The sequence below is a fragment of the Actinomyces sp. oral taxon 897 genome (assembly GCF_002999235.1).
Taxonomy (GTDB): domain Bacteria; phylum Actinomycetota; class Actinomycetes; order Actinomycetales; family Actinomycetaceae; genus Actinomyces.
On the sequence record NZ_CP027236.1, the window covers coordinates 1929408 to 1954079 of the forward strand.

Sequence of the window (24672 nt, forward strand, 5' to 3'; positions counted from 1 at the left end):
CGCAGCAGCGCCAGGTCCCGTAGCTCGGCCTCCGTCTGAGCCACGTCCGGGCACCCCACCCACCAGCTAAGGGCCACCACGCGTTCACGAGCGCCACTCCGCACACCCATCCCCCTCACAGCCAGAGAGACCGGCCCGGGCGTCCCAGCCCTAAGAGGACGCACACAAGCAGACCAGTCTCGGAACAGGACCCGGGCTGCCGTCGGCGGCCGCCGATCAAGCTCCAGGCCTGTAGGTCTCGGGAGCCGTGCTGGAGTGTCGCCTCCGCCCAGATCGACTCATACGGCTATGATTCCCCTAGGTGTTGGCCGCCTGGCACCTGCCCCACCGTATCCCGACCGATTGGACCATGATGGCGAAGTCAGTGTTCTACTCATTCCACTACGAGCATGACGTGCACCGTGTGCAGTTAGTAAGAAACATCCATGCACTTGAAGGGCAACCATTACTTGACTCCCAGGACTGGGAGACGGTGAAGCGTCAGGGTGACGCGGCGATCAAGCAGTGGATCGACAAGCAAATGAACTATAAGAAAGCCGTGATCGTCTTGGTCGGAAAGCATACCGCAGGACGTAAGTGGGTGAAGTACGAGATCAGACGTGCATGGGAGATCGGCAAGCCATTGCTCGGCATCCGAATTCACGGCATTTCATCCATGGGCAGCACAGACTCACCTGGCACCAGCCCGTTCGACCCGGCTTCCGGCATCCCACTGTTTGACCCAACTGTCACCGATCACTTGGGCAGAATCGACTCGGCAGCCACATAAAAGAAGCTAGAAAACAATCTTGAACTTTGGTCATCCTGTGGTGTCACAAAATAATGACATTCGACCATAATTGTCCATTTTGCATCATTGCACAGGAAAATGAGCCTGGAACTAGAGAAGTTTATCGCGACGATCAGACGGTCGCTTTCTTTCCCAAGGAACCCGCAACGCTTGGACACACACTTGTCGTCCCCACCAAGCACATGGCGACCATATGGGACGTCGACACGAATACCGTGCAGGCGCTAACTAATACTGTCCACAGGATTTGTCTGGCAGTTCGAGAGGCACTGCATCCCGAAGGCCTTAACATCATCCAATCGAATGGCGATGCGGCTACCCAATCTGTTCTACACCTCCACATACACATAGTCCCGCGCTGGACTGGGGATGCGATGGGACCGATCTGGCCAGATGAGACTAACTATTCAGACCAACAGAAGGATGTGGCGCTTCGGCGAATTCGCGACGTAATGAGACAGACTCATCGAAGTGACCCTTTCGTCGCCCCCGAAGATCGGCGAAAGCATCTTGACTACATTCAAGCAGTAGTAACCCGCCAGTCCGCAGCGTCATCCTCAGCAAAAAGTTGGCTACTACCTATCGTTACTGCGACCTTCGGATTCGCCCTCACTGAACAGTCATGGCCTCTAGCCGCCATCGGACTATTCTCTATACTGCTTTTCGCCTACCTAGACGCCAACTACCTGAGAAGCGAAAAACGATTCCGTTCCCTATACAACACCGTCGCACAATCACGACGCCCGATCCCTGACTTCACGCTCGACCCCAGCGACGCAGAAGACCTACCTACTAACGACATAGCAATCAAGTCTAAGTGGAGAAGATTCTCTGAGGCGTATCTACCTGAGTGGGACATATGGCGATCTTGGTCTATATTACCCTTTTATACCGCATTATTTGCGCTAGGAACCGGGGTGATAGGGCTTATCGTTCTGAGAAGCGCGAAATAAATGGCGTCGCATCGGTTTCTTTACTGATCATCAGAAAGGTCACTTCCAAGCAATCTCAATAGATCCAGGGTTAAAACCCTTTCCGGCCCTGCTTCTGCGGTCTCAGTGTGACCGTCATTAGCACGTCGATCACCGACCGCTGCACGGCACGGTTCCCGCTCAGGAAGGCCTCTACCGGGTTCTCAGCACCCAGAACGGGCAGGCCACGCCCCGACGCCTGGGGCCAGCCACTCGGCCTCCAGGCGCTCGATCTCATCCCGTGCCGAGTCACGCACGCGGGCCAGGTCCGCGCCGAGGTGCTTCCTCGTGTTGCTGCCCGTGCGGTTAGTGGCCCCATGGACTGCACAGTCCACCAGTGATCAGCGTCTACCAGCGCCTCCCAGGTTCCGAGGACGGGCTCCCCGACTTCGTCCTTGACGATATTGTCACGCTATCGCCGTTGATCGCAATCCGAGCAGCCTGACACCCTTGGGGCGCGCACCTGCTCAGCTCGTTGACGCTGTGGCCCCAAGCCTCCCACCAGGACCGGCTCGACGCGAGCTCCGGCGGGCGACGTCTCGCGAGGAACGAACCCCGGGGCCCGCGGACTCGCATCAGGCCACTGGGCTCTTCCTGGAGACCTGGATCCGGGTCACCGCTACTACCCTGGACCAGGAGCTCCCGCACCAGGCGGGAACGTGACAAAGTGACAGAGGGGAGCGCACATGGTGACCAGGGGAGCAGGGAGGGCGAGTGCCGAGGACCGACTCGCAGCCCTCATTGAGCTGAAGCAGGCTGTCGCCGACGACAAGACCGCCCGCGAGGACGCGGCAGCAGCACGGGACCGGCTGCGCGCGGCCGCCCTGGCCGCCGTGGACGCGGGGGCCAGAGCGACGGAGGTAGCAGAGCTGGCTGGCGTGCAGCGTAGCATCATCTACCGTTGGCGTGACAGGAATCACCCTCACTAGAGTGCCCGCAAAATGCATACCAACCGTACACCGTGATGCACAGGTCATCAGGAGAACACCAGGGCCTGACTGAGCAACTCAACAGAGGCCTATTGCGCGACCTCCTTGCGACCATCATCGCAGTCACCACCGTCATCAGGATGGTGCTCACCGTGATCAGCACGGTCCTCACCGCGATCGGCCTGGTGCTGGAAACCCTGTTCCGGATCGGCCCGAGGAAGGCACGGGCGTCACTGCAAGCCGTCACCGCGAGTAGCGGCGTCAGTGACCCTCGTGGGGCGGGCTGGAAGTAGTACTAGTACCTCCAGCCCGCCCCCACCAGGCTACCCCACCACGGAGGACAGAGAGGAGGAAGGCATAAGCACGAGCAGGTGGATCGCGGTGACCGTCCTGGCCGCCACGGTCGTCATCGGCGTGGCCCTGTACCGGGTCAGCCCCGGCATCACCAGCCGGGGCCTCCTGGCCACGGTCTGGGCCGTCTGGGGCGTCAACCTCGGCGTCAACACCACCGTCCTGGTCCTGCACCGGGACTGACAGGGACTTTCTCACCGGTTCCGGTAAGGCCCTGTCAGGCGCGCTGTCCCGCGTCAGGCGCGCTGCCCTGCGGAAACGGCCGACGGAATGGCCGACGCGGCCCGGGCGGGAGGCCTCGGGATCAGGAGCGGCAGCACCCACCTCCCGGCGGAGTACCGCCGCTCCCGCCGTGGAGCCGCTTGTCGGACTCGAACCGACGACCTGCTGTTTACAAGACAGCTGCTCTACCAACTGAGCTAAAGCGGCGTGAGAGGCTCTCACCGGGGCCCGGCCACCGAGGACCCGGAGGTCACCACGACCGGCCGGACCGGGGGCCAGGTCTCCGGCCTGCGACCCCGGGGCTGCCTGCCCGTCTCCTGGCCGCCCGGGAGCAGTCTGACACACCTGACCGCCCCTGCGGAAACCGACCTGTCGGCGCGGGACCAGCCCCGGTCAGCTCCCCCCGTCGCCGGGAGCCTGCGAGGGGGTGCCCGTGCCGCCGGCCCCGTCCGTGGGCCCCGGGCTGGCCTGCCCGGGCGTGGAACTGGCCTGCCCGGGCGTGGGGCTGGCACCGCCCGCCCCGCCCCCAGGACCTCGGTAAAGGCCTGGGGGTTGGTGAAGAAGCTGTTGTCGAGCTTGAGCTCCTTGCCGTCCAGGAAGGCCTTCGGGGTGGAGTCCAGGTTGTAGCTGCGGAAGGTCTTGTTGCCGGCCTCGAGCCAGTCCCTGTAGGTCTCCCTGTTGACCTCCGTCTCGATCCTGTCCGCCAGGGAGGCGGACAGGCCCGCGGACTTGGCCACGGCGACCACGCCGTCCAGGGTGTAGTCAGTGGTGTCCTTGGTCTGGTAGATCCGGGCCAGGGACTCCAGGAGGGCGTTGTGGACCGCGAGCACCTTGTCAGGCTCGTTATCCAGGGCCAGGCCGACGGCGGTCATGCACCAGTCCGTCCACGCCTGGCCGAGGATCTTGGCCGGCTGGAAGACCAGGGTGATCTTCTTCTCGGCCACGAGCGTGGAGAACTCCTCGGCGTGGGCGACGTCGAGGTTGGCGCAGAAGTGGCAGGCGTAGTCGAAGATGATCTTCAGCTCCCGGGCGCCCTCGTTCACGGTCCCGATCCCCTCGGCGCCCACGGACCACGAGCCGTCCTGGGCGACGTGCTTGGGCAGGGAGAGTCCCTGACTCTCCCGCAGCTCCCGCCTCTCCTTCTCCTTCTTCTTCCGGTCTATGACCAGGAGCGTGCCCGCGGTGGTCCCGCCCACGAGGACCAGCGCCCCGCCCGCGATGAGGGCGCGCCGGGTGACCTTCTGGCGCTGGGCCCGACGTTCTTGCTCCGCGCGCAGGGCCCGGGCCCGGGCGCGGGCGGCCTCGCGACGCTCAGCCTTGGTGGGGCGGGACTCGTATGAGGGCACTGGGCACTCCTCAGCTCTGACGTCACCAGGCGGGTGACGGCTCGATAATCCGACGACGGCGGACGCTAGCCATTGTGCCTGACCGCCACCTGGGAGGACGCCTCCGGCCGGTGCGCCACGCCTCACACCCATCCGCGCTCCAGGGATTCTGGCCGGCTCCCGGCCGTGCAGCACCGGGGCCCACCAGCCGCAAGGGGCACCGTCCCGGCGCCCACCGGCGCCCAGGCACCGACCAGGTCCTCTCCCGGTCCACGGGCGGCACCGTCCCGACGCCCCAGGGATCCGGCCCCTCCCGGCAGCCCGCCGGGCGGGCCCGCCTGCGGCCGGCCCGTGCAGGCGTTGCCGGTGGCTGGCGCCCCGACCCCGCGTCCCCGCCAGCACCGCACCCGCCCACAGCCCTGAGCGTGACGAGAGGCTCAGGACGAGGGTGACGGGATGGTGTACAGGGGCTCCAGGGTCGCCGCGGGCAGGACCTGGCCGACGAAGAGGAGGATGAACACGCCGGCCAGCAGGAGGAAGGCGAGGACGAGGCCCGTACGCCCGCCGCTGCTGGGAGCCACCATGTCGACAATGCTGGCGGCACCCCGCCGGGTGGCGGCCGCCCACGGGGCCAGCCACGCGCTCAGCAGGAACAGCGCGGTGACCACCGCCATGCCGATGCCGTCTATCCGGTAGGCGACCGCCGGCTCGTAGGCGTCCACCCCGTTGGCGTTAATGATCCCGGCCAGGACCAGCAGGACCAGGAAGCCCACGAACGCCCCCATCAGGACCGCGAAGACCGCCGAGACAATGGACCGCAGCAGGTACCAGGGCATGGCCGCCCACATGCGCGAGTCGTCGGAGCGGCTGACGCCGCCCACGCGCAGGCGGTGCCAGCGCCGGGCGTCGGTGGCGCGCCCGACGACGCCGGCCAGGAGCATGAGGACCAGCGCCAGCAGGCCGGCCACCGCCGGCCGCCACAGCCCCATGGCGCTCAGCACCACGCCCAGGGCGAAGACCGTCCCCGGACGCCTCTCGGGCTCGCGCGCCCACGCCGGCAGGACCCCCGGCGTCGGCCGGGGGGCCACCGGGGCGTAGCGGCGGACCGGTGCGGGGGCCGGGACGGGCGGGGGCACCGGTGCCGGCCGGGGGGCCATCGGCTGCTGGGAGGCGACCGGAGGCTGCGGTGCGGGGGCCGGGGCGACGGGGCGGTGCGTGGCCCCCGCCTGGGGGAACTGCCCGTAGACCGTGCCGTAGTCGGAGGCGACGCCGGGGGTCCGCGTACGGGGCTCGGGGTAGCCCTCCTGGGGGCGCTCGCCCCCCCAGGAGGGCGGGGAGCCCACGACGTCCGCGGAGGCGGTGGAGCCGCTGGGGGCGAAGCTCGGCGGCAGGGGCGCCGAGGCCCAGCGGTCCTGGTCCGTCGGCCCGGCGACGTCGTCCTCAGGTTCCTCCTCGGCCTGGGTCACCCAGTCCGGGACGGCGTCCTCCTCGGCCTCAGGGGGGAAGATGCCGTACTTGTCGGGGAAGACCCCGTAGGTCATGACCTCGTCCACGGCCTCCTGGCCGAGGTAGACGGCCAGGGCCCGCTCGCCGGTACCGCCCGCGGCCACCTCGTCCAGCACCGAGAGGACCACCCCGTGGGGCAGGCGGTAGGCGGCCTCGGGGGCCAGGGCCAGGGTGAGGCAGTGGGCCAGCACCGGGTAGGTGTCCGGGAGGCTGCCGAGCTCGGGCCGCCCGGTGTAGACGCGCCGGAAGACGCTCTGCCACGGGCCCGAGCCGAAGGGGGCGGAGCCGGTCAGGACGAAGAGCACCACCCCGGCCCAGGCGTACCAGTCCACGCCCTCGTTGGGGGAGGCGCCGTCGAGCATCTCGGGGGGCAGGTAGCCGGGGGTGCCGGTGACCTGGCCGGTCTGGGTCAGCCGGACGTCGTCGGCCACCTGGGCGATGCCGAAGTCGATCAGGACGGGGCCCTGCGCGCCGAGCATGACGTTGGAAGGCTTGAGGTCACGGTGGATGACCCCGGCCTCGTGGACCGCCTCCAGGGCCTCGGACAGCCCGTGGGCGAGGTCGGCCAGCTCGGTGCTGTCGGTGGCGGGGTCGTAGACGCCGTGGTCGTCGATCTCGGCGCTGAGGGTGGGGCCGTCCACGAGCTCGGTGACCACGAAGGTCAGCCCGTCCCAGGAGTCCGGGTCCTCCCCCTCCCCGGTCTCGATGTCCAGCACGCGGGCCACCCGGCTGTCCTTGACCCGGGAGATGACCGAGGCCTCACGACGCAGGCGGAGCCGGGCGGTGGCGTCGGCGGCGACCTGCGGGTGGAGGATCTTCATGGCCACGCGCAGGCCGTCGGCGTCCTCGGCCTCCCAGACCGCGCCCATGCCGCCGGCGCCGAGGCGACGCACCAGACGGTAGCCACCTGCCAGACCGCCCTCGCGCAGTGCCGTCCGGGATCCGGAGGTCACGGCACTGGGCGTCTCGTGACGGCGGGGCCGGGCGCCAGGAACGGAGGTGCTCACGTGGCCCACAGTACCGGGGACACCCGACAGCCACATAGACGTGCGACACATCACAGTGTGTGATGGTAAGCTAGGTGGTTCCATTGGCGCCGTCCTGTATGTCATGATCAGCCTATGTCCTACCGGAGCCTACTGGTGGACATGTGTCAGTGCGGACACGCATTCGGCACCTTTCATGCGGATCGTCCGGCACGTACCTGCCGGTGAAGGGACAGCAACATGGCAAGCGTGACTTTCGACCACGCCACTCGTATCTACCCAGGTAATGACCGCCCGAGCGTGGACTCCCTCGACCTGGAGATCGCCGACGGCGAGTTCCTGGTCCTGGTCGGCCCCTCCGGCTGCGGGAAGTCCACCTCCCTGCGCATGCTCGCAGGCCTCGAGGACGTCAACTCCGGCCGCATCCTCATCGGTGACCGCGACGTGACCGACGTCCAGCCCAAGGACCGTGACATCGCCATGGTCTTCCAGAACTACGCGCTCTACCCGCACATGACCGTCCACGACAACATGGGCTTCGCCCTGAAGATCGCGGGGACCCCCAAGGACGAGATCGACGCGCGGGTCCGTGAGGCCGCCAGGGTCCTGGGCCTGACGGAGTACCTGGACCGCAAGCCCAAGGCCCTGTCCGGCGGCCAGCGCCAGCGCGTGGCCATGGGCCGCGCCATTGTGCGCAAGCCCAAGGTCTTCCTCATGGACGAGCCGCTGTCGAACCTGGACGCCAAGCTGCGCGTCCAGACCCGCACGCAGATCGCCTCGCTCCAGCGCTCGCTGGGCGTCACGACGGTCTACGTCACCCACGACCAGACCGAGGCCCTGACCATGGGCGACCGCATCGCGGTCCTCAAGGACGGCGTCCTCCAGCAGGTCGGCACCCCGCGCGAGATGTACGACAAGCCCGCCAACGAGTTCGTGGCCGGCTTCATCGGCTCGCCGGCCATGAACCTGGGCCGCTTCACGGTCTCCGGCGACGTCGCCACCCTCGGCGCCGCCAAGATCCAGCTGTCCAAGGCCACCCTGGACGCCATCGCCCCCGAGGACGGCGGCAAGGTCACCATCGGCTTCCGTCCGGAGTCCCTCGAGGTGGTCTCCGCCTCCGCCGAGCACTCCATCCCGGTGCGCCTGTCCTTCGTGGAGGAGCTGGGGAGCGACGCCTACATCTACGGCGAGCTCGTCGGCGCCGAGGGCTCGGAAGAGAAGCTGGGCTCCGGTGAGGACTCCAGCCAGATCATTGTCCGCGTCCCCCCGCGCACCGCGCCGGAGCCGGGCGAGACCGTCTACGTGCGGATCAAGCCCGGCCAGGAGCACATCTTCTCCGCCTCCACCGGCGAGCGCCTGCCTGCCTGACCGGCACGTACCCGGGCCCTGCCCGGCATGAGGAGCCCCGTCCCCGCGGCGGGGCTCCTGCCCGCCCCGGCTCTCCCGCCCGGGCCAGCACGCCCCGGCGCCGCGCGCCGCTCAGGGCGCGGACGAGGATGTCGCGCGCCCAGCACGCCCCGCTCCCACCCGGCACGGACCAGGCTTACCTGAGACAATGACCCCATGCCCCAGTCCATACAGATCACCGCGGCGACGACCGACCCCGCCCTGCTCGACCTGCCGTGGGAGCTCCCCCTCCAGGAGTGGCCCGCCGAGGTCCTGGCCGCCCTTCCTCGTGGCCTGTCACGGCACATTGTGCGCTTCGTCAACCTCTCTGAGCGCGTCATCGCCGTCAAGGAGATCGGCGAGTCGGTGGCCTACCGGGAGTACGAGCTCCTCCGTAACCTGCTGCGCCTGGGAGCCCCCTGCGTCATCCCCACCGCCGTCGTCACCGGCCGCACGGACCTGAGCGGGCAGGCCCTCAACTCCGTCCTGGTCACCGAGCACCTGTCCTACTCCCTGCCCTACCGCGCCCTGTTCAGCCAGTACATGCGCCCCGAGACGGCCACCCGCCTCATTGACGCCCTGGCCGTCCTCCTGGTGCGCCTGCACCTGCTGGGCTTCTACTGGGGGGACGTGTCCCTGTCCAACACCCTCTTCCGCCGCGACGCAGGGGCCTTCGCCGCCTACCTGGTGGACGCCGAGACCGGCGAGCTCCACACCGAGGGGCTCACGGAGGGCAAGCGCCTGTACGACATCGACGTCGCCCGCACCAATATCATCGGCGAGCTCATGGACCTCCAGGCCGGGGCCCTGCTGGAGCCCAGCGTGGACACCATCGAGGTCGGGGACCGGATCGTCACCCGCTACACCGAGCTGTGGAACGTCCTGACCGCCGAGGAGTCCTTCTCCATGTCCGAGCGGTGGCGCGTACGGCACCGTATCGAAAAGCTCAACGAGCTGGGCTTCGACGTCGGCGAGCTCATTATGCGCACCGACGAGCGCGGTAACCACCTGGTCATCCAGCCCAAGGTGGTCGACGCCGGCCACTACCACCGTCAGGTCATGCGCCTGACGGGTCTGGACGTCCAGGAGCGCCAGGGCCAGCGCATGCTCAACGACCTGGAGGCCTACCGGGCCATGTCCGGGCGCAAGGACGACCCCATCGAGCTGGTGGCCCACGACTGGCTGGCGGAGGTCTTCGAGCCCACCATCCAGGCCGTCCCCATGGAGATGCGCCGCAAGCTGGAGCCGGCGGAGATCTTCCACGAGATCCTCGAGCACCGCTGGTACATGTCCGAGCAGCAGCGGCGGGACGTCAGCACCAAGGAGGCCGTGGACGACTACGTCGCCCACGTCCTGCCCCAGCACCGCGACGAGCAGTCCTTCCTCTCCCTGGGGGACACCCAGGAGATGGCCGCCATCTTCGACGACACCGCCCCGGTGGACGAGCCCCTGGGGGACGACGCCGAGTTCGCTGCCCGCGACGAGGAGACCGCCGCCGCCTACGAGGCCAACCCCCTGGGCTTCACCGCCGGGATGCGCTTCAAGGGAGAGTGAGCCGCCCCGGCATCCGGGCCGGGCCATTCCGCAAGGACTAACTCCTTATCGAGGAGCCGTGGCCGCCCCTGGGTGGTGCGCCGCTACGCCGTCGTCCCCGCCTGGACGGCACGACACAGCGCCTGGGCCTCGGTGACCCCCACCAGGAGCGCCTCGGCCTGCCACAGGATCCAGTCGGTGACCCCCTGAGAGGTCCCCGAGGCGTAGGCCCGGGCCGCGGCTGAGTAGGCCCCGGGGGCCTGGGCGGCGTACTGGTCGGCCACCGCTGTGCCCGTGGGCTCCAGGCCGTCACGGGTCACCAGGTGCCTGACCACCAGGCGGGCCACGGCGGCGTTGCCGGAGGTGAAGGGACGGACCGTGATCAGCTCGCCGTGGACGACGGCAGCACGCACCAGGGCGGGCAGGCCGGGGGCCTCAATGAGCTCCAGGAGGGGGTCCAGGCGGGCGGCAAGAGCCCCGCCACGGGGCGCGTCACCCGGTCCCCCCTCACGCAGGGGCATCGCCTCCTCACGAGGAGCACCCACCTCACCAAGGGGGATGACCCCCGCACTCGCCAGAGGCCCGGTGACGTCACGGTGGAGGGTCGCCAGGAGGGTCCGGGCACTCGGCTGGGTCGGACGCAGGTCACCGCGCAGGTCAGGCATCCAGGCCACCAGGCGGGTCCCGGCCCGCCAGATCCCGGCGACGGCGTCGAGCGCGGGGTCCGCGCTGGTCGGCCTGGTCAGGTCGGCGGCCGCCACGTGCTCACGCAGCAGGGAGGCCGGCACGGGCGCCCCCTCGACCGCCCCGGAGGCGACGGCGCAGCGCACAGAGGCCTCAGCCCGCGCCTCCCGCCAGCGACGGCGCAGGGCCTCGTTCCAGCGCAGTGCGGCAGTCGCCTCGTCCAGGGCCTCCTGAGCCCGGACCACCCGGGGCTGGGCGGCCAGGGCACGCAGGACCGGAACCAGGGCAGAGCCGGCCCGCGGCTGCGCGGCCGTCCCCGGAGCCGACCGCGGCGACCTCAGGGCTGGCCCCGCGGCCAGCCTCGGGGCCGGTCCCGGACCTGGCAGGGGTCGTGGGCCCGTGCTAATACCAACCACGGCCCCACTGTCCCACACCACACTAGGATCAGTCTGTGACCACCCTCCCCGCACCCCCGACGCCCTCACGCGGACTCCCCGCCACCCCTCCCCAGGGGCGACGCCGCGACCACCTCCTGGTCTGCGCCGAGAGCCTGGCCCTGGTAGCCCTGGTCCTGGTCGGAGCCAGGGGCGCCTTCGTGAACGTCATGACCGGGGACCACACGGAGGCGGTCATCACCATGGCGGTCATCGGCACCGCCTGCCTGCTGGCCCAGATCTCCTTCGCGCGCCGCTCCTCCCTGGGAGGGCTCGTCGGAGGGGTCGCCGCCCTGGCCACCAGCCTGCCGCAGCTCATGGCCACCTCCCCCAGGCAGCTGCCCGAGTGGTGGCTCACCACCATATCGGTGGACCACAGCCTGTACGTGGGGGCCCTGCTGCTGGGAGGGAGCCTGGGAATGCGCCAGGCACGCCGGGCAGGACGGGCCGAGGCCCGCACCGCCCGCCAGCTCGCCGCGCAGGACCGGCAGATGGGCCGGCAACCGGCGGCCCCGCCCTCGCGACGCCGCAGCCACCTGCTCTCCGGGGTGCTGACGCTGGCCGCGGCCGGCGCCGTCGTGCTGCTGCTGCGTCAGGACGGGCCCCTGGTCACCGGCTACGGCTACGCCCTGGCCTGCGCCCTCATCCTGCTCCTGGCAGCGGCGGGGACCGCCCGATCGACCCTGGGAGCGCGCGTGACCGGGACGCTCCTCATCCTGGCGGGCCTGCCCGGCCTCCTGTGGGGCCCCCTGCTCCCCAGCGACCCGGCCGCCCAGCTCCTGCCCCAGGACCCCACCGGCACCACCCTGGTGCTCATAGGGATCCTCCTGTCCACGCTGGGATGGGGCGCCCACGCCGCCCGACGCCAGGGCCGCACCGCCCAGGCCGCCGCCCTGCACACCCGCGAGGCCTGAGCAGGGTCGGCGCACTCCCTGGGCACCGCCCCGCCCTGCACGCCCGCGAGGCCTGACACACAGCCCCGGGCCCCATGGGCACCGCCCCGCAGCGGGGCCCGGCACAGGGCCAGGGCGCCCCGCTCCTGGCGGCCACTCGGGTGGTGACCAGCGGGGCCCGGCACAGGGACCAGGGTGTCGACCAGGGGCCACCGACGCACCCGCGTCAGCCCCCAGGCCACGGGAAGATCACCCACCGCCGCTCCGGCACGCCTCCCGCGCTCGCGACCCCCGCACCACTACGGTGTCACGCAGAAGGAGGGCCTCTTGAGCACTGACAACCCGCGCACCCCCGCCAACACCCCGGACGAGCTGATCACTCCCGACATCGTGCCCGTACTGGACGAGTCCGGCCGGGTCGTTGAGACGGTCACGGCCGCCACCCCCGCCTCCCCGGGCACCGAGGCGCACGACCGGCACCTCCTGATCCAGGACGGCGACGTCCCCGGCCCCGCGCACAGCGCCGACGGGGCACCCCCCTCCTACCCGGTACGCCGTCGCCCCGCCCCGGGCGGTACCGCCTCCGCCGGCTCCGCGACCCCGCCCGGTACCGCCTCCGCCAGCCCGCGGCGCCAGCCCCGTCCGGGACCGGGGTCAGCCCCCGTGTTCACCTCCCACTCCGCGCCCTCAGCGCCACGGGCCGGCTCGGCGGGCCCGGTCGACCCGCCCGTGTTCGCCCCGCACTCGGCTCCCTCGGCCCCCTCAGCGCCCTCGGCCACGCCGGTGGCACCGGCGGCGCCGCCATCCCTGTTCACCCCCGACTCCGCACCCTCGGCCCCTTCGACCGGCTCCGCGCCCTCAGCGGCCCCCGTCACCCCCTCAGCGGGCCCGGGCTCCGCCCCCTCGGCCACCTCAGCACCCTCCGTCACCTCCCGGTCAGGCCGCCCGACCCCCGCCAGGGACCTGCCGGTCCAGGCCGGCGACCTGCCGGTGCGGGCCGACGAGCCTCCCGCCCAGGCTCCCCGCACGCGCAGTGAGCGCTCCGGGCGCCTGGCCACCACCCACTCACCGGACTCACCGGACTCCACCGCTATCCGCCGTCGGTCCCTGTTCACCGAGGCGATCAGCGACCGTGACGCCCAGGCCTCCCCCCCGGCCGAGGCCACCGTCGACCAGCTGGCGCCCGGACCTGCCAGGGCGACCAGCCACGCCGCCTCCGCCCACTCCCCGGAGCCGGGCCCAGCGGCCGCGCCCGCCGCGCCCGCCGCCCCCGCTGCGGCGGCCTCGGCGGCCTCAGTGCCCGCGGCGGCCACGGACACCGCGGACACCGCGGACACCATGCCGCCCTGGCTCAGGCGCACCCCCGTGCCCACCGGTGAGCGCAGTGAGGACGACGTCCTCCTTGACGGCTCCTCGGTCGTGGGCCAGCTGGCCCCGCGCACCGCCGTGCACTGGGCCTCGGTCCTGGTCGCCGTGGTCCTGGTCCCCCTGGCCTGGTTCTTCCTGCACCTGGGCGCCGCCCACCAGACCGCAGCCGCCGCGAGGCTGTCCTTCGCCTTCTCCGCCAACGGCCTCGTGGCGCTCCTGGTCGGCGCGGCCTGCCTGGCCCTGGCCCTGTGGATGGCGCAGCGCTCCTCCCTGGGCAGCTTCGTGATCGGCGCCGTCTCCGTGGTGCTGGGCCTGCCCTTCCTGCTCCTCCCGGGTGTCATGACCAGTGTGCTCACCCCGACCCTGGAGCACCTGAGCACGCACTCCGACCTGGGGGTCGACCTGGCCACCTACCTGTGGCACGACGCCGCCAGCGGCAAGTTCGTATCCTTTGGCGTCTTTATGATCATGGTGGGACTCGTCTCACACGCTGCCCGTCGTGCTGGCCGCCGCGAGCAGGAGGTCATTGACCGCGTCCGCCGTGTCTGAGGCCACAACGCGCCCGACGCCGCCTCCCGGCGCCACCGCCGTACCGGGGCTGACCACCTGCCGGGACGCCCTGCACGACGTCGTACCGGTGGTGGTCGGCTACCTCACCCTGGGCACGGCGGCGGGGACCCTGCTGGTGGCCCAGGGCCTGAGCTGGTGGTGGGCGCCGGTGTGGAGCCTGGTCATCTACTCGGGGACCATGCAGATGGTCCTCGTGCCCCTGGCGGCCACAGGTGAGCCCCTGGCGGCCATCGCCCTGTCCACGGTGTTCGTCTCGGGGCGGCACGTCTTCTACGGCCTGGGATTCCCCCTCCAGCGCGTCCGCGCCCGAGGGGGCCGGCGCGCCTACGCCGTGCACGCCATCACCGACGAGGTCTTCGCCCTCCTGTCGTCCAAGGACGAGGGGTCCATGAGCAGCCGCTACGTCCTGACGGTGGAGGCGGCGGCCCAGGTCTCCTGGCTGCTGGGCACGACGGCGGGGGCGCTGGTGGGGCTGGGGCTGGCGGACCTGCTGGGGCAGCGGGTCACCCTCCTGGGGTTCGTCCTGACGGCCCTGTTCGTGGTCCTGGCGATTGAGAACTGGCGACACCACCCGGATCTGGCCGTGCTCCTGGTGGGGGTGGCGGCGGGAGGCGGGGGCGTCCTCGTCGGGGGCTCGGCACCGCTGCTGGTGTCCCTGGCCCTCCTGGCCCTCGGGCTGAGCCTGCTCTACCTGTACCGACGCCGTCGGGCACCCCTGCCGGGAGCGCCCGAGGGCGAGGACCCGGACGGCACAGGTGGTGGGGCCCGTGCCCAGTAACCCGCAGATCGGCCTGGCCGTTATTGTGGTCGCGGTCATTACCTACATCTGCCGCGCGGCACCGTTCGTGCTCCTGCGCCGTAAGCAGGACGTCCCTCTCCTCACCTTCCTGACCCGGGCCATGCCCCTGGGGGTCATGGTGGTGCTGATCGCCTACACGGTCGGCGAGGTGGGGCCGGCCCCCTCCAGCTGGCTGCCCCCGCTGGTGGGGATCGGCACGACCGCCGGCCTGCACCTGTGGCGAGGCAGTATGGCGCTGTCCCTGGTAGGCGGCACGGCGGCCTACGTCGCCGTAGGACTCCTGCTGTAGCAGGGATCCGACCACACGCGCGGCGTTCAGGAGCCTACGGGTCCGCGGGACTCCCGCTGTATCCGACCACGGCACGCCCCGGCAGCCCCCACGCGACGCAGCCGGGGCGGTCGGGGACGTGCCCGGCGCCCCGGCCCGGAGGCGCCCCGGGCAGGGTGTCCGCCTTAAAGACGGCTAGGCTGCAATCATGCCTGTGCGTGTCAACCTGCCCGGCCCCTGGACCCACCGCGACCTCACCGCAGGGGGCACCCGCTTCCACGTGGCCCTGGCCGGCCCGGAGGCGCCCCTGCGCCTGGAGAGCACGCAGGCGGCCCCGGAACAGCCCCTGGTCCTCCTCCTCCACGGCTTCCCGGAGTGCTGGTGGGCCTGGCGCCACGTCATCCCCGCCCTGGCCCAGGCCGGTCACCGCGTGGCGGCCGCGGACCTGCGCGGCTTCGGCGGGAGCGACCGCCCGCCGTCGGGCTACGACCTGTCCACCACGACCCAGGACGCCTCCAGGCTGGTACGGGCGCTGGGGTACGAGCGGGCGGTGGTGGTGGGCGCCGGCTACGGGGGGCAGGTCGCCTGGGCGCTGGCCTCCTCGCAGCCGGGCACGGTCGTCGGGATCGTACCGGTAGGGGCACCGCACCCGCTGGCGGTGCGCTCCCTGCGCGGGCGGGCCTTCTCCGGGACGGCCCTGCAGACCACGGCCTTCAGGATCCCCCACCTGTACGAGCGCAGGCTGTCCACCCGGGCGGGCGTGGAACGGCTGCTGCGTTCCTGGGCCGGGGCCGCCTACGGTGACGCCGTGGCGCAGGGGGCGGGGTACTACGCCGAGCTCCTGGCCCGTCCGGGCGCCGTGCGCTGCGCCCTGGAGACCGTGCGCCGCAGGAGGCTCAGCCGCGCCGAGTCCAACACCCTGGAGCGCAGGGTGTCGGTCCCTGTCCTGTCCGTGCAGGGGGAGGTGGACCCGCTGCAGCCCGCCCAGGCCTACGCCCGCGACACCCACCACGTCGTAGGCACGCTGCGGCAGGTGACCATCCCGCAGGTGGGGCATTTCCCGGCCGAGGAGGCCCCCACCCAGCTGGTGGACGCCCTCCTGCCCTTCCTCACCGAGGTCGGGTAGGCGCCTCAGGGTCCGGGCGGGGCACACGCGGTGACGCCTCCCCGCTCTCCGGCGGCCTCAGAGCCCGGCCTGGGGGCACAGCCCCTGGTCCAGCAGGGCGCAGCTGGCGCAGTCGGGCCTGCGGGAGCGGCACACCCGCCGCCCGTGGGCAATGAGCCGGTGGCAGCCGTCGGTCCAGCGCCACGGCTCCCACAGGTCGGCAATGTCGCACTCGACCCTGAGGGGATCGGTGTGCCGGGTCCATCCCAGCCGCCGCGACAGCCTGCCCACGTGCGTGTCCACGGTCAGGGCCGGGATACCGAAGGCGTTGCCCAGGACCACGTTGGCGGTCTTGCGCCCCACGCCCGGCAGGGAGGTGAGCTCGGCGCGCGTGGCCGGGACGACGCCGTCGAACCGCCCGGTGAGCTCGGTGCCCAGGGCCACCAGGCGCCGGGCGCGGGTGCGCTGCATCCCCAGGGGCCGGACGACGTCCTCCACGTCCTCCACCCGCGCGGACCCCAGGGCGGCGGCGTCGGGCCAGGAGGCGAAGAGGGCGGGGGTGACGGTGTTGACGCGGGCGTCGGTGGTCTGGGCGGACAGGACCGTGGCCACCAGGAGCTCGTAGGCGTCGCGGTGGACCAGGGAGCAGGTCGCGTCGGGGTAGAGGACCATGAGCGCCTCGTCGACCGCCGCGGCCGTCTCGGGGGTGGCCCGGAGTGCTGGCAGCGAACACCGTGCCGGCGCAGGCGTTGAGGCCGGCGCAGGCGCCGGCACGACTGGCGTGACCATCGAGCTCCTTCGTACAGTATTTGACCTAACCCACAGTGAGACTACAATGCACGGCGGCGTGCCATATGTCACAAGCCATGGCAGGATAGGAACAGGGCTGCCCGTTAACGCAGGGCTGGCCGACCATCATTACAGGAGGTCCTTCGTGGAAGACAGCATCATCGCCCGTATCCCCCTTTTTGAGAGGATGACCTACGAGGAGCAGGACGAGCTGCGCAGCATGATGTCGCGCACCACCCTGCGCCGCGGGGAGACCCTTTTCAACGAGGGGGAGGACGGCGACCGCCTCTACATCCTCGTGTCGGGCAAGGTGAAGCTCGGTCACACCAGTCCTGACGGCCGCGAGAACCTGCTGGCGGTCCTGGGCCCCGGCGAGATCGTGGGCGAGCTGACCCTGTTCGACCCGGGCCCGCGCTCCACCACCGCCACCGCGGTGGCGCCCACCGAGCTGCTCAACCTGGAGCACGGCCAGCTCATGAGCTTTATCGAGACCCACCCGGCCCTGGCCAAGGACATGCTGCGCGCCCTGGCCCAGCGTCTGCGCCGCACCAACACGGCCCTGGCCGACCTGGTCTTCTCCGACGTCCCAGGTCGCGTGGCCAAGGCCCTGCTGGACCTGGCCGACCGCTTCGGCTCCACCACCGACGACGGCATCCACGTCCCGCACGACCTCACCCAGGAGGAGCTGGCCCAGCTGGTGGGCGCCTCCCGGGAGACCGTCAACAAGTCGCTGGCGGAGTTCGTCTCACGCGGCTGGATCCGCCTGGAGGGCCGTGCCGTCACGCTGCTCGACGTCGACCGCCTGCGCCGCCGCGCTCGCTGACTCCGGGCTCCGGTCTCACCAGGGGCGGGCAGGCCGGCGTGAGCCACCGTCAGCCAGGTCCCGGCCTACCGGGTCCTGGCGACCGCGACCTGCCCGGTCCGCCCGCCCCTGGTGAGGGCCTCCCGGTGCGGGGGTCCCTCACCAGGGGCGGCATCTCGCAGGGGCCGGAGCCGCATGAGTCGTTCTCTGACAGAGAAAGCTGATCGGAGGACAAGTGGTCTAAAATTAGGCCTTAGGACCTAAGTTCTCTAGCAGAGAACACGTGTGGTCGCACCGCCCGCCTCCTCCCCCGTCGGGTGCGGGCACCTCGCCCCGGGTCCGCGTCGTCGCAGGTCGCCAGGCGTGCCCGCCCCTCGTGGTCGCGCACCGGGCAGGCGCACGACCACGACGGCGAGGCGTTAGGCGCGGGGGCGCTTGAGGTAGGCGACCAGGTTCTCCGAGCCGGTCGGCCCGGGGACGACCTGCACGAGCTCCCAGCCGTCAGCGCCCCACTGGTCGAGGATCTGCTTGGTGGCGTGGGTCAGGAGGGGGATGGTGGCGTACTCCCAGGTAGTCATGCCCCCACCCTACGGGCGTCAGCGGGTGCGGGCGAGGATCCGCGGAGCACGCCGGGCCCGCAGCTCAGCGAGCGTCTCGTTGTCCACCTGGCGCAGCCAGGCCGACCAGTCCGTGACGTCGGGGTACTTGCGCACCAGGGCGCGTCGCTCACGCTCGGTCAGCCCGCCCCAGACACCGAAGACGGACTCGGTCTCCAGCGCCTCTATGAGGCACTCCATGCGCACCGGGCAGCTGAAGCAGATCGAGCGCGCGTCCCGCTGCTCCGCCCCCTTCCCGAAGAGACGGTCCGGCGCGATTCCGGCACAGGCCGCACGCGTTGCCCAGGTTGGGTCACTCACCATAACTTCTACCCCTCTCTACGATCGAAGCCACTGTCAGCCGCATCACATAGACGTTAGATCACAATGGTCCCCGGCACAAAATCCGCCATCCGGTCGGTCGCCGCCGCGACGACGGGGGTACCCCGGCCGCCACGGCCCCTGGCACAGGGGCGCCGCGACCGCCGCCACGTCACCCGGGCACCCCGCCCATCCCCGCAACCGCGCGGGAAAACGGCCGGGGGGCCGGGCCGCCCGCCCGGCGTCCCGCCCCGGGTGGCCCGGTCCGGCGACCGCCGCGCCGTGCCCGCCGCCGTCGCCCCCTGACCCCGGACGCCGACGCCCCGGACGATTTCCCCGCGACGCCACCGGGCGACCTCACAGCACTACCGGCCACCTTCCACGTACGCTGGAGGCATGTCCTCCTCCTCGCGACGCCCCATCAGCCCGGTCAAGGCCCTGTCCCTGGTGCTCGTCTTCCTGCTCCTCTCGACGGCGGGCGGCATCCTGGCGGCGGGCTTCGCAGCTCCCTTCGTCGGCGCGACCTCGGCGATCACCAACGCCTCCAAGGAGTTCTTCGACGAGCTCCCCGAGGACTTCACCATCCTGTCCCCCTCCCAGATCTCGGTCATGAAGGCCTCTGACGGCACCGAGATCGCGCAGTTCTACGCGGAGAACCGCATCGTGGTCTCCCTGGACAACATCAGCATCAATATGCAGCACGCGATCGTCGCGGTCGAGGACAAGCGCTTCTACCAGCACAAGGGCGTTGACCCCACCGGTATCCTGCGCGCCCTGGTGTCCAACAGCAACGACGGCTCCACCCAGGGGGCCTCGACCCTCACCCAGCAGTACGTGCGCAACGTCCTGGTGGAGGCGGCCACCCAGTCCAACGACAAGAAGGCCATGAAGGCGGCCACGGAGAAGACGACGGCCCGTAAGCTCCGGGAGATCAAGTACGCGCTGACCCTGGAGCAGAAGTACCCCGACGCCAAGCAGAAGATCCTCGAGGGCTACCTCAATATCGCGGCCTTCAGCCCCTCCACCTACGGCGTGGAGGCCTCCGCGCAGCACTACTTCTCCCACTCCGCCAAGGAGCTCACGATCCCCGAGGCGGCCCTCCTGGCCGGCCTGACCAACGCCCCCAGCGCCTACGACCCCATCACCCACCCCGAGGAGGCCAAGAAACGCATGGACTGGGTGCTGGAGAAGATGCTGGAGGAGCAGTTCATCACCCAGGAGGAGCACGACGCCGGGGTGGCCACCACCATTGACTCCATGCTGCACGTGACCAACGAGGTCGGCGGCTGCGGCACCGCCGGGGACGCGGCCTACTTCTGCAACTACGTGGTCGGCGAGATCGAGAACTCCGACCTCTACGGGGCCTCCCTGGCGGAGCGGCGCAAGCTCCTCCTGCGCGGCGGCCTGTCGATCACCACCACCCTGGACCGGGGCAAGCAGGGTGCCGCCAACTCCGCCGTCCAGGCCTACGTCCCCACCAACGACCCCTCCGACGTCAAGGCTGCCCTGGTCTCGGTGGAGCCGGGCACCGGCAAGATCCTGGCGATGGCGCAGAACACCAACTTCGGCGACTCCACCGCGTCCGACCCCTCGGCCACCCAGATCTCCTTCGCCGCCGACGCCAAGCACGGGGGCCTGAGATCCAACGGATTCCAGCCCGGCTCCGCCTTCAAGCCCTTTGTGCTCGCCGAGTGGTACGCCCAGCACAAGTCGGGCTACGCCTCCATGAACACCGACCCTACCGTGTTCAATATGAGTCAGTTCACCGCCTGCGGCTCACGGCTGGCGGGTGAGAACTGGAAGGTGGGAAACTCCAACAGCAGCGAGGGCGGCACCCACAACGTCATCCAGAACACGGCCATGTCCATTAACGTGGGCTACGTCAGAATGCTCGCCCAGCTGGACATCTGCGACGTCTCCAAGCTGGCCGCCACCCTGGGGGTGACCAAGACCGACGGATCCGAGCTGGAGGCCCGTCCCTCGATCGTCCTGGGCGCCCAGGAGGTCACCCCGATGGCCATGGCCAACGCCTACGCCACCTTCGCCGGCCACGGCGTCTACTGCAAGCCCATTGCCATTAACTCCATTAAGGACGCCTCCGGCAACGACATGGCGGTACCCAGCGCGGACTGCTCCCAGGCCCTGGAGGCCACCGCCGCCGACCAGGTGGCTCTCACTCTGACCAATGTGCTGACCTCCAAGGGGACCGCCCCCAACGCCGCCCTGGCCGGACGCCAGGGCGCGGGCAAGACCGGCACTACCGAGGAAATGGACAACGCCTGGTTCGTGGGCTTCACCCCCCAGCTCTCCACCGCCGTCTGGCTGGGGCACTCCGACGGCTACTACACCATGGCCCACCAGACCATTGGCGGGCACTACTACTCCACCATGTACGGCTCGGACGCCCCGGCATCCCTGTGGAAGACCTACATGGACAGCGCCCTGGCCGGCCAGCCGGCCCAGGCCTTCAACCAGGTGGGCCTGGGCGCCGGCGGGGCCTCCAACACCGCGGGCAGCGGCTCCACCAGCGACCAGGGCACCACGCACGAGGCCAGTAGCGAGGCCACCACCCCGGCCCCGGGCAGCGCCACCGGGGGCGCCACCTCCGTGGCCACCGAGGCGCCTACCAGCGGCACCTTCGAGGCCACGCTCCAGGCCAGCACCCCGTCCGCTGACATTATCCAGCCCACCAGCGCACCGACCGGTGCACCCACCGGCACGACGCCGACCGGTGGCGCCACCCCGTCAGGCCAGGAGAGCGGCAGCGTCTCGGCGGGCACCACCGAGCTCTCCGCAGGCGGCACCTCAGGAGGTGGGGGCCTGGCAGGCGTCGGCACCGTCCCGGCCGTGCGCAACGAGGAGGACAGCTGAGATGGCGGGTACTGGTACGGGGCGCACGCCTGCGGACAGTGACCGCCGGGCCGCGCCCCACGCTCGCCGCCCCGGCCGGACCCTGAGCAGAGTGGCAGGTATCACAGCGCGGGGTATTGGGCTGGGTGTCGGCCTGGGCGCGGTCACCCTGGGCTACAGCCTGCTGGAGGCCCGCTGGTACGTCCTGCGCCGCATCCAGGTCCCGGTCCTGGCCCCCGGCGAGGAGCCTATCCGCCTGCTCCACCTCAGCGACCTGCACCTGACCGACCACACCGAGGCCCGTGTGGCCTGGGTCCGCTCACTGGCGGGCACCCGTCCCGACGTCGTGGTCAACACCGGGGACAACCTGTCCTTCGCCTCCGGCGTCGAGCCCCTTGAGCGGGCCCTGGAGCCCTTCCTCAACCTGCCAGGGGCCTTCGTCATGGGCGACCACGACTACTTCACGACGGTCTTCCGCCCCCCACGCGCTACCTGCGCCGCGACCCCCGCACCGCCGACTCCCCGGAGAAGCAGGCGGAGATCCAGGAGCTCCCCTGGCAGGAGGTCCACGACATCCAGGCCCGGGGCGGGTGGGTCGACCTGACGAACACGCGCGGGAGCCTGACGGTCCGCGGACGGCGGATCGACCTGGTGGGCGTGGACGACCCCCACGCCAAGCGGGACGTCTTCCCTGCCTCCGGGCGGGGCCGCCACCGGGCGGACGCCGCCCCCGGCGCGAGCGGCGGGGCCGCCAGGACCACTACCGGCGCGCACCGGGGTCCTGCGGCAGCGGTAGGCCTGCCCGCGGTCCAGGACGCCCGGCGACAGGACCTGCGCCTGGGGCTGACGCACGCCCCCTACACGCGGGTCCTGGACACCATGGCGGCCGACGGCGTGAGCCTGGTCCTGGCGGGGCACACGCACGGTGGCCAGATCTGCCTGCCCGGCGTCGGGGCCCTGGTCACCAACTGCGACCTGGACCGCCGTCGGGCCTCCGGGCTGTCCACCTGGCCTGGAGACGCCCTGCGCGGCGTCCACGGGGACCGCGCCCTGCTGGGGCCACTTCCGCAGCCCGGACTGTTCCTGCACGTCTCGGCGGGCCTGGGCACCAGCCCGTTCTCACCGGTGCGCCTGGCGTGCCGCCCGGAGGCCACGCTCCTGACGCTCGTGCCGGCCCAGGAGCCGGGTGAGGGCCAGGAGAAGGCCAGGACCAGCCAGGAGTGAGACGCAGGACTCAGCCGGAGGATTTCGCAACAGCGCGCTCGTGCCGCTAGTATTGGCGCGCTGCAACACGGGGTGTGGCGCAGTTTGGTAGCGCGCTTCGTTCGGGACGAAGAGGTCGTGGGTTCAAATCCCGCCACCCCGACTGGTAGGTGATTATCATTATCACCGCACGGTGGGCCCGGCTGACGGGGCACCCGGGCGGCGACGCTCGCGCCCAGCTGGCCTGGCACTCACGGTGGTGCGCGCCCAGAGGTGGCACCACGGCCCTGTTGCGCGACAAGAGGCGCTACAGCACCACCGACGCGCCCCTGGCGGCCCCTGCCACCAGGGGCCGGTGCGCACGTACCGCCGCCCCGGCACCAGCGACTCCCCACCCCCTTCCCCAGGGCGCCAGCCCGGACCAGCTCCCGACGTCGCTCATGCCGCAGCCCCTTCGTGAGGCAGAGGGGCGACGGTTCTCCCCGCCCCCTGTCCGCGGCAGAGGAGCCGAGTGCTGGCACCAGCAGGCCTGCAGTCAGGCGCCACCAGGGCCGCGCACCGGCGACGGGACGGGAGCCGCGCATCCTGACAAAACCTGCCCGTAGAGGGAATAACAAGCACGCCTTGTGGGTTAGCCTTGGTACAGGTGTTACCCAGGCTCCTCCCGGGAACCAGCCTCCGCCCCACAGGCTGCGCCCCGCCAGACGGCAGTGCCCGGAGTCCGGAGCACCGGGGAGAGGAAGGAGCGAGGTGAACCGTCATGGCCTACAGCCCCACAATGCTGGCCAACAATATCCTAATGCGGTCTTTCAGCGAGCGTCGCTACATCTCGCCCATGAAGCTCCAGAAGATCCTCTACTTCACCGCCGCCCAGTACGCCAAGCGCACAGGCTCCCAGCTCCTGGCCGAGCGGTTCCAGACCTGGGCGTACGGCCCGGTCGCCTACTCCGCCTACGACGAGTTCCGCCCCTTTGCCAAGAAGGGCATTAGACGCTTTGCACGCGACGCCGCCGGCAACGCCCTCGTCGTGGACGAGGATGCCGACGCAGACCTGCGTGACTGCCTCGACGAGGTCTGGGAGGCCACCAAACGCCGCAGCGCCATCGATCTCTCCGAGCTCACGCACGCAGAAGGATCCGCCTGGTACAAGGCCTACCAGGACGACCGCGACGTCCTTGACCCGGACGAGATCACTGCGGACAGGACCTATCTGGCCGACCTAGGGCTCACCTGTTGAGCACCAAGGAAGGGAAAACCGCGGCCGAGGGCAGGAAGAAGCCCAAGGCGGTACCCGTCATCTCGGGAGAGGAGGACGTACGCCTCCAGCCCGCTACCTCACCAAACGGCCGGACCGGTGAGGCCAGGGCGGCGACGGTGCCCGAGCCGGCAGCGAAGATGGCACCAAGAGGCTACGAGCCCAAGAACCTGGGCGAGCACATCTCCATCAAACGCCTGAACTTTGCCCAATGGCTTATTGGATCATGCGTGTTCCTCATTACCGTGCTCGCGCTGGTCGGCTACTTCTTCCCCCGGGAGTCCGACCTGCTCTCGGGCGCGGTAGACACCCTCAAGCTCATTGTCACCACCGCCCTGGGGTTCGTCTTCGCCAGGACCCTCGACCGCGACAAGTAAGGAAACACGCCCAGAACCAGGAGCAAGGTGACATTTATCATCAGACCTGGCAAGGTGTGGAGCCACATGGCGCCAGCAGGTGATTATCACCGCCCGGCAGGCCCGGCTGAGGGCGGGGCACCCGGGCGGACACGCTCGCACCCAGCTGGCCTGGACGGCCCCTGCCACCAGGGGCCGGTGCGCACGTACCGCCGCCCCGGCACCAGCGACTCCCCACCCCCTTCCCCAGGCCCGACGTCGGCCCAGCCAGTGCCGTGCGTGTCCCGTGTCGCCGGGCGCGGCACCTCGGGGAACCCATGCCCTGACCGTCGTTGACGCAGGTCAGGACGCCTCCTTAACCACCGCATGACGCACTGGAC

General features: G+C 70.5%; 22 protein-coding genes, 2 tRNA genes and 1 pseudogene. 18 read left to right on the plus strand and 7 right to left on the minus strand.

Features of this window, described 5'->3' with window-relative positions; translation table 11 throughout:
• Window positions 1-301: 301 nt before the first annotated feature.
• From C3V41_RS07750 to C3V41_RS13130, 5 genes are all read left to right on the plus strand, one after another.
• Entirely contained in the window at window positions 302-769 is a 468-nt protein-coding gene (locus C3V41_RS07750; RefSeq protein WP_217350922.1) for a TIR domain-containing protein, read from the plus strand.
• A 53-nt stretch (window positions 770-822) separates the two neighbouring features.
• Window positions 823-1743 carry an HIT family protein gene (locus tag C3V41_RS14400; RefSeq protein WP_106109800.1) on the plus strand — a complete coding sequence of 307 codons (921 nt, stop codon included), beginning with the start codon at window positions 823-825 and terminating at the stop codon, window positions 1741-1743.
• Window positions 1744-2447: 704 nt separating this feature from the next.
• Window positions 2448-2690, plus strand: a complete 243-nt coding sequence (locus C3V41_RS07760; protein ID WP_106109801.1) for a helix-turn-helix domain-containing protein — start codon at window positions 2448-2450, stop codon at window positions 2688-2690.
• 32 nt (window positions 2691-2722) lie between these two features.
• On the plus strand, window positions 2723-2983 hold the full coding sequence (locus C3V41_RS07765; RefSeq protein ID WP_129591526.1) for a hypothetical protein: 261 nt from the start codon (window positions 2723-2725) through the stop codon (window positions 2981-2983).
• Between the two features lie 88 nt (window positions 2984-3071).
• Window positions 3072-3224, plus strand: a complete 153-nt coding sequence (locus tag C3V41_RS13130; RefSeq protein ID WP_165271605.1) for a hypothetical protein — start codon at window positions 3072-3074, stop codon at window positions 3222-3224.
• Between the two features lie 170 nt (window positions 3225-3394).
• On the opposite strand, the gene C3V41_RS07770 is transcribed toward C3V41_RS13130, so the two are convergent.
• The 3 genes from C3V41_RS07770 to C3V41_RS14205 all read right to left on the minus strand — a co-directional run bounded on the left by C3V41_RS07770 (window position 3395) and on the right by C3V41_RS14205 (window position 7101).
• Window positions 3395-3470: transfer RNA gene (locus tag C3V41_RS07770), tRNA-Thr, on the minus strand.
• 11 nt (window positions 3471-3481) lie between these two features.
• Window positions 3482-4609, minus strand: coding sequence for a DsbA family protein (locus C3V41_RS07775; protein WP_165271606.1), 1128 nt, complete (start codon window positions 4607-4609; stop codon window positions 3482-3484).
• Between the two features lie 416 nt (window positions 4610-5025).
• The gene (locus C3V41_RS14205) at window positions 5026-7101 is read right to left on the minus strand and encodes a serine/threonine-protein kinase (protein WP_302475969.1); all 2076 of its coding nucleotides are present in this window, start codon (window positions 7099-7101) and stop codon (window positions 5026-5028) included.
• A gap of 219 nt (window positions 7102-7320) precedes the next feature.
• On the opposite strand from C3V41_RS14205, the gene C3V41_RS07785 reads away from it, so the two are divergent.
• The gene (locus tag C3V41_RS07785; protein WP_106109805.1) at window positions 7321-8448 is read left to right on the plus strand and encodes an ABC transporter ATP-binding protein; all 1128 of its coding nucleotides are present in this window, start codon (window positions 7321-7323) and stop codon (window positions 8446-8448) included.
• 195 nt (window positions 8449-8643) lie between these two features.
• Window positions 8644-10020 (plus strand): DUF4032 domain-containing protein, encoded by a 1377-nt coding sequence (locus C3V41_RS07790; protein ID WP_106109806.1) that lies wholly within the window; start codon window positions 8644-8646, stop codon window positions 10018-10020.
• Window positions 10021-10103: 83 nt separating this feature from the next.
• On the opposite strand, the gene C3V41_RS07795 is transcribed toward C3V41_RS07790, so the two are convergent.
• Entirely contained in the window at window positions 10104-10928 is an 825-nt protein-coding gene (locus C3V41_RS07795) for a Fic family protein (protein ID WP_254423520.1), read from the minus strand.
• Between the two features lie 206 nt (window positions 10929-11134).
• On the opposite strand from C3V41_RS07795, the gene C3V41_RS07800 reads away from it, so the two are divergent.
• From C3V41_RS07800 to C3V41_RS07820, 5 genes are all read left to right on the plus strand, one after another.
• Window positions 11135-12031 carry a hypothetical protein gene (locus C3V41_RS07800; RefSeq protein WP_106109807.1) on the plus strand — a complete coding sequence of 299 codons (897 nt, stop codon included), beginning with the start codon at window positions 11135-11137 and terminating at the stop codon, window positions 12029-12031.
• 306 nt (window positions 12032-12337) lie between these two features.
• Complete coding sequence (locus tag C3V41_RS13795; protein ID WP_254423521.1) at window positions 12338-13927, plus strand: hypothetical protein; 1590 nt, start codon at window positions 12338-12340, stop codon at window positions 13925-13927.
• Between the two features lie 49 nt (window positions 13928-13976).
• Window positions 13977-14726 (plus strand): AzlC family ABC transporter permease, encoded by a 750-nt coding sequence (locus tag C3V41_RS07810; protein ID WP_106110740.1) that lies wholly within the window; start codon window positions 13977-13979, stop codon window positions 14724-14726.
• On the plus strand, window positions 14716-15036 hold the full coding sequence (locus C3V41_RS07815) for a branched-chain amino acid transporter permease (RefSeq protein ID WP_106110741.1): 321 nt from the start codon (window positions 14716-14718) through the stop codon (window positions 15034-15036). The genes C3V41_RS07810 and C3V41_RS07815 overlap by 11 nt, the downstream gene beginning before the upstream one ends.
• Window positions 15037-15223: 187 nt before the next feature.
• Window positions 15224-16141 carry an alpha/beta fold hydrolase gene (locus C3V41_RS07820; protein WP_106109808.1) on the plus strand — a complete coding sequence of 306 codons (918 nt, stop codon included), beginning with the start codon at window positions 15224-15226 and terminating at the stop codon, window positions 16139-16141.
• A 57-nt stretch (window positions 16142-16198) separates the two neighbouring features.
• Here the strand turns inward: C3V41_RS07820 and nth are convergent, their stop codons facing one another.
• A complete protein-coding gene (nth, locus tag C3V41_RS07825) occupies window positions 16199-16792 on the minus strand; it encodes an endonuclease III (protein WP_441299703.1) in 594 nt (197 codons plus the stop codon).
• A 262-nt stretch (window positions 16793-17054) separates the two neighbouring features.
• Here nth and C3V41_RS07830 point away from each other — a divergent pair, with 262 nt between their 5' ends.
• Window positions 17055-17732, plus strand: a complete 678-nt coding sequence (locus C3V41_RS07830; RefSeq protein ID WP_106109810.1) for a Crp/Fnr family transcriptional regulator — start codon at window positions 17055-17057, stop codon at window positions 17730-17732.
• 398 nt (window positions 17733-18130) lie between these two features.
• Here C3V41_RS07830 and C3V41_RS07835 read toward each other — a convergent pair whose 3' ends face one another.
• Together C3V41_RS07835 and C3V41_RS07840 are read right to left on the minus strand one after the other, a co-directional pair.
• Window positions 18131-18289 (minus strand): DUF4177 domain-containing protein, encoded by a 159-nt coding sequence (locus tag C3V41_RS07835; RefSeq protein ID WP_106109811.1) that lies wholly within the window; start codon window positions 18287-18289, stop codon window positions 18131-18133.
• A gap of 18 nt (window positions 18290-18307) precedes the next feature.
• Window positions 18308-18631 (minus strand): WhiB family transcriptional regulator, encoded by a 324-nt coding sequence (locus C3V41_RS07840; RefSeq protein ID WP_106109812.1) that lies wholly within the window; start codon window positions 18629-18631, stop codon window positions 18308-18310.
• Between the two features lie 393 nt (window positions 18632-19024).
• Between C3V41_RS07840 and C3V41_RS07845 the strand changes: the two genes are divergently transcribed.
• The 5 genes and pseudogenes from C3V41_RS07845 (at window position 19025) to C3V41_RS12855 (ending at window position 24313) form a co-directional block, all read left to right on the plus strand.
• Window positions 19025-21499, plus strand: a complete 2475-nt coding sequence (locus tag C3V41_RS07845) for a transglycosylase domain-containing protein (RefSeq protein ID WP_106109813.1) — start codon at window positions 19025-19027, stop codon at window positions 21497-21499.
• Window position 21500: 1 nt separating this feature from the next.
• Window positions 21501-22702, plus strand: a pseudogene (locus C3V41_RS07850) (metallophosphoesterase).
• A 68-nt stretch (window positions 22703-22770) separates the two neighbouring features.
• Window positions 22771-22844 (plus strand) — tRNA-Pro (locus tag C3V41_RS07855).
• 597 nt (window positions 22845-23441) lie between these two features.
• Window positions 23442-23918: a Panacea domain-containing protein gene (locus tag C3V41_RS07860; RefSeq protein ID WP_106109814.1), complete on the plus strand. Its 477-nt coding sequence runs from the start codon at window positions 23442-23444 to the stop codon at window positions 23916-23918.
• Window positions 23915-24313: a hypothetical protein gene (locus C3V41_RS12855; protein WP_129591528.1), complete on the plus strand. Its 399-nt coding sequence runs from the start codon at window positions 23915-23917 to the stop codon at window positions 24311-24313. Before C3V41_RS07860 ends, C3V41_RS12855 begins: the two co-directional genes overlap by 4 nt.
• Window positions 24314-24672 lie beyond the last annotated feature (359 nt).

Coding starts and splice junctions, on each gene's coding strand:
- C3V41_RS14400 (WP_106109800.1), top strand. CDS start 823: ATGACATTCGACCATAATTGTCCATTTTGCATCATTGCACAGGAAAAT.
- C3V41_RS07820 (WP_106109808.1), top strand. CDS start 15,224: ATGCCTGTGCGTGTCAACCTGCCCGGCCCCTGGACCCACCGCGACCTC.
- C3V41_RS07860 (WP_106109814.1), top strand. CDS start 23,442: ATGGCCTACAGCCCCACAATGCTGGCCAACAATATCCTAATGCGGTCT.
- C3V41_RS07760 (WP_106109801.1), top strand. CDS start 2,448: ATGGTGACCAGGGGAGCAGGGAGGGCGAGTGCCGAGGACCGACTCGCA.
- C3V41_RS07835 (WP_106109811.1), bottom strand. CDS start 18,289: ATGACTACCTGGGAGTACGCCACCATCCCCCTCCTGACCCACGCCACC.
- C3V41_RS07790 (WP_106109806.1), top strand. CDS start 8,644: ATGCCCCAGTCCATACAGATCACCGCGGCGACGACCGACCCCGCCCTG.
- C3V41_RS07845 (WP_106109813.1), top strand. CDS start 19,025: ATGTCCTCCTCCTCGCGACGCCCCATCAGCCCGGTCAAGGCCCTGTCC.
- nth (WP_441299703.1), bottom strand. CDS start 16,792: ATGGTCCTCTACCCCGACGCGACCTGCTCCCTGGTCCACCGCGACGCC.
- C3V41_RS07785 (WP_106109805.1), top strand. CDS start 7,321: ATGGCAAGCGTGACTTTCGACCACGCCACTCGTATCTACCCAGGTAAT.
- C3V41_RS07840 (WP_106109812.1), bottom strand. CDS start 18,631: ATGGTGAGTGACCCAACCTGGGCAACGCGTGCGGCCTGTGCCGGAATC.